This window comes from Porphyromonas levii (genome assembly GCF_018206105.1).
Classification (GTDB): Bacteria; Bacteroidota; Bacteroidia; order Bacteroidales; family Porphyromonadaceae; genus Porphyromonas_A; species Porphyromonas_A levii.
In genome coordinates this window covers 1-4245 of the sequence record NZ_JADRGN010000069.1, presented here as the reverse complement: position 1 = coordinate 4245, position 4245 = coordinate 1, and the positions used below count along the sequence as shown (strand labels likewise).

At 38.2% G+C, this 4245-nt stretch carries 3 protein-coding genes; all 3 read left to right on the top strand.

The window, feature by feature from the left end; all coding sequences use genetic code 11:
- Positions 1-66 precede the first annotated feature (66 nt).
- Positions 67-279: a hypothetical protein gene (locus tag IX315_RS09415; RefSeq protein WP_134852735.1), complete on the top strand. Its 213-nt coding sequence runs from the start codon at positions 67-69 to the stop codon at positions 277-279.
- Between the two features lie 145 nt (positions 280-424).
- On the top strand, positions 425-1738 hold the full coding sequence (locus tag IX315_RS09410; protein ID WP_211637469.1) for a radical SAM/SPASM domain-containing protein: 1314 nt from the start codon (positions 425-427) through the stop codon (positions 1736-1738).
- A 75-nt stretch (positions 1739-1813) separates the two neighbouring features.
- Positions 1814-4048 carry a TonB-dependent receptor gene (locus IX315_RS09405; RefSeq protein ID WP_211640761.1) on the top strand — a complete coding sequence of 745 codons (2235 nt, stop codon included), beginning with the start codon at positions 1814-1816 and terminating at the stop codon, positions 4046-4048.
- The last annotated feature ends 197 nt before the right edge of the window (positions 4049-4245 follow it).

The following is a 4245-nucleotide window of genomic DNA, read 5'->3' as shown; positions in this document are numbered from 1 at the left end:
CACTAGCCCGTTGTCGAAAAATGGGGAGTACTATACTTGTTTTACTAACTTTTAAAAATTATCATTATGTCAACAATGAATTTATCGACTTCTTTCCTAGAGGTTTTACGAGAAGAGGAAATGGTTTATCTTGAAGGAGGAAGTTTCATGAACGAGGAGAGCCGAAGCCAAACTAATAATGGTAGTGGCAAATGTGAAGGAACAAATAACGCAGATGGTCGTTGTTCTGGAACTAACAATGCAGATGGCTTATGCCATGCAACAATTGAAATGAGTTAAATTTAGGTGGGGTGTGTCAATAATCAAGTGCAAATTTTGAGATGAATTTTGTCAAGGGAATGCCCTTGTGCTTCAATCTATCATTCTGATAGCTCATTATTTATAAATTCGATTGTTGACACACCCTCAAGTTGCCATAAATGTCATGAGAAAAAACAAATATCTAATAGAAAAAGACATCTCGCCAGGAGTACACTTATGTTATAACGCTTTCAACAATAGCTTCTTATTCTTGAATGAGAGAAGAAAAGGATTAATGGCTCAGAATGATTATGATTTACTTTTTTCTGAGGATCCCTCATTCTATGAACATCTAACAAAGAACGACTTCATTGTAGATGAAAATCTAAATGAATATGATATCATTCAAGATACTAAACGAAGATTACAATATAACAACTCTCTCTGTCATGTAATGGTAAACACGACATTAGATTGTAATCTAAACTGTTGGTACTGTTATGAGGTTAGAAAACCAGACACAAGACTATCAACAGACGTTATAGAGGGAATAAATAAATACATCCAACTTGAATATAAGAAGTCAAGGTATAACGTACTAAAGGTTTCATTTTTTGGAGGAGAACCTTTTGTTGACTTTCATGGAATCAAACAAATTTTAGATTCCGCTCAACTATTTGCAATGAGCAACAATATTCAACTTATCGCTGATTTTACTACAAACGCAACTTTAATCACTCCAGATATTATTTCATATTTGTCAAATTTTCATTGTGTATTCCAAATTACTTTAGATGGAGATCGAAGAGTTCACAATAAGATAAAGATTGACAAAAACAGACCTAATTGGGATACATATCAAGCTACGATAGATGTCTTAAAGTTAATAGAGAAACATATAGAAAACAGATATGTTGCAGTGAGAATAAACTTTAGTAATGCAACATTAAAGAGGATAGATGAGATTATCAATGATATTGATTTCCTAAATCGAAAGTACACATATGTGATTCTCAAGAAAGTTTGGCAAATTGATAAAGGCAAAGTAGATAAAAAACTTTTGTTTAACGCCATTAATAAGCTTTTCGATAAGAACTTTTTGGTTGATTACTACATTATGCCAAAGGGTTCAGTTTGCTTTGCAGAAAGAAATAGAGAAGTTTTATTTAACTATGATGGCAGGGTGTTTAAGTGTTCTACGATCTCTGAATTTAATGACGAAAACTCTCTTGGATCTTTTAATTTGGGAACTGGAGAAGTCACTTGGGATAAAAGCAAAAAAGCTGAATGGCTTAAAGATTTAACACAAGAGAAATGCAAACAATGCAAATGGTACCCAGTTTGCCTAGGTCCTTGTAATCGTCAACTCATTGCGCACAAAGGAAAAGATATATGCACATTCGATGCGATGAATATGGATACTACAGACTATTTATTGTATTCTTATAGATATCACAGACTTAAGATAGAATTAGAAAAAGAATCGAATCAAATGTAACCTTAACTTATTGCTATCACTATGGGGAAAAAATATAGGAAGTTTTTTTTGATACTGATTTTTGTATTGTTAAACATGAAAGGCATATACGCACAAAATCAGTTTAAAGGAATTGTAGTAACTATAGATGGAGAACCAATCACTGGTGCTCAGTTGGTGCTCTCTGAGGGTGATCAACTGGTGGCTATTTCTCTTGCCAGTGAGGAGGGCAAGTTTTCAATTGAGAATATCCCATCGGGGACATTCCTATTGGAGATCAACGCTTTGGGCTATGCTGAGTATGTACAGACTTTTACTTTTGATAAAGACTTATTGGATCTACGGTTTGTACTACAACCTGATAGCGCTATGACACTTGGAGAGTTGGAGGTTGTTGGTGATCGAGTAAGGCAAACAGCTACTGGAGAGGTATACTTTTTAAGTGAAAAAGCAAAGAGTAGTCGTAATCCTTTTGTGGCACTTAGTGAAATCCCTCGACTAAGGGTAAACGTTGCAATACAGAGCATCAAGATGGAGGATGGCACTAGTCCGATTGTATTGGTGGATGGCAAGCCAGTAAATACTGGAGTAAACCCTATCAATTCTGAGGATATTGCCTCTGTAGAGGTGATTGAAGTCGTGAGTGCTAGATATCTACAAAAGGGGTATCAGAATATGCTCAATATAAAGCTCAAGAGCAAGCGTCGCCCCTATCAATTTTTCCAAGTGGCGGCTAGAAGCGATATTTTACCAGGCAATGGATTTGGAGTAGGATATTTTGAGGTGGGGAATACTAAAGTATCTCTTTTCGGTCGTTTGTCTCTCAATGGCACGCTTAATCGTAATAGCGACTATGAGCAATGGCAGGAGGATACTGATTTTCACAAAGCTAGCAAGGGCACTTCTTTAGTCAATAACCGTGGCGTGAATGGTGACCTAATCCTCAAATGGCAGATTGGGGAGAGGGACTATATGGCAGCCCAGTTTTATGGCAATAAGAAGAAGGATTGGAGTGAAATGAGTGGAGCAGGAACGCTAAGACAAGCAGTAGAAACTCCTTTTACTCTATCATCTAATAGTGTAGATAATAGCTATATCCTAACGGGAGGTCTATTTTACCAGCACGACTTTAAGGACAAATCTCAGTTGCAGGCGAGATACTGGTACAATAAGAATCGTAATAAACTTGATGGCGACCACATAGAGGCGTATAGTAGAGGGGTAGAGAATAAGTACCTATTTGAATACGACAATCAGCGCTCCTCTATGAATCTTGAGGTCAACTACACTAAGCAGTCGGAAAGTGGAAGTAGTATTGATATCGGAAGTAATACACGGTGGATCAATGATAAGATCGAGCAGGTGAGTGAGCAATTGCCTATCTTTAATCATCGGCGATTTGACGAATACTTCTACGCCTCTTTCTCAAGCAAAATAGGAAAGCTCAATTATATGCTTTCGGCTGGATTGGAGGGTATTTGGCTTGATGCGGGTGGCGAGAAGAACAGCTACTGGAGACCAAGGTTTGCTGTTTCTGGCAACTATGTGATTGATAAGAAGAACACTATTCGTCTCAATTATAATCTGACTAATACCAGCCCAAGTGTAGGACAACTTAATCCCTACAACACTTCTAGTGACCCTCTAGTAGTTACACGAGGTAATCACCTGCTCATGCCTGAGCAGATGCATACAGTAGGGCTCAATTATAGGCTTAGATTGGGGCGATTCTTCCTCACTCCTCTGACCGTTACCTATAATCATTATACTGATAGGATTACCCCATACTCCTATATTGATCAAGGAGTTCGGGTCAACACTTATCAGAATGACGGGAAGTTTGACTTCTTATATTGGGGAGCAAACATTAACTATAACTTTAGGGATGGTTTGAGCTACGCTTATGTAGGAGGTGGACAAAATCGCTACTACTTTGAGGGGCAAGAGGTAAAGACTATGCCCCTAGTCAATGCTGGTGTGTGGTGGTACAAGGGTAAGTGGATGTTTGGTGCTGATATTAGCTGGCAAAAGTATAGCTATACTCCTCAGTCTAGAACGCAGTATTTTAGACCCACCTTTGCACAATTACAGGTTAATTATAATATCACTCCTGACTTTTATATTGCCGTGGCTCTGCAAAACTTTACTGGTGCTCTGACGACTGAAACCTTCTCGGAGACTGGCTCCTTCAAATCTTACAACTGGAATAGGCAGACAGACCTTGGTTTCCGACCTTGGATTCTTCTCCGCTACACTATTCGTAAGCATACCAAGGAAAAAATAGGCATAGGTAATGTGCTGCAAAGCCAAGAACAAGGAATAAAGCTCTAAATTAATTTCGTTTTCATTTACTGCATATTTACTCTTTGATGAGGTGAGCGAGTAAAGGGTCGGATTTGATGCGGGTAATTTCACTGTCAACGAGGAATAGCACTTCTTGTTTGACACGCTTATAGTTGGCTTCTATGGTCTCTTGGAGATTATCGGAGCCATCTTCGTTTTGGAAAGTGGCTATTTCGGGGATAGGC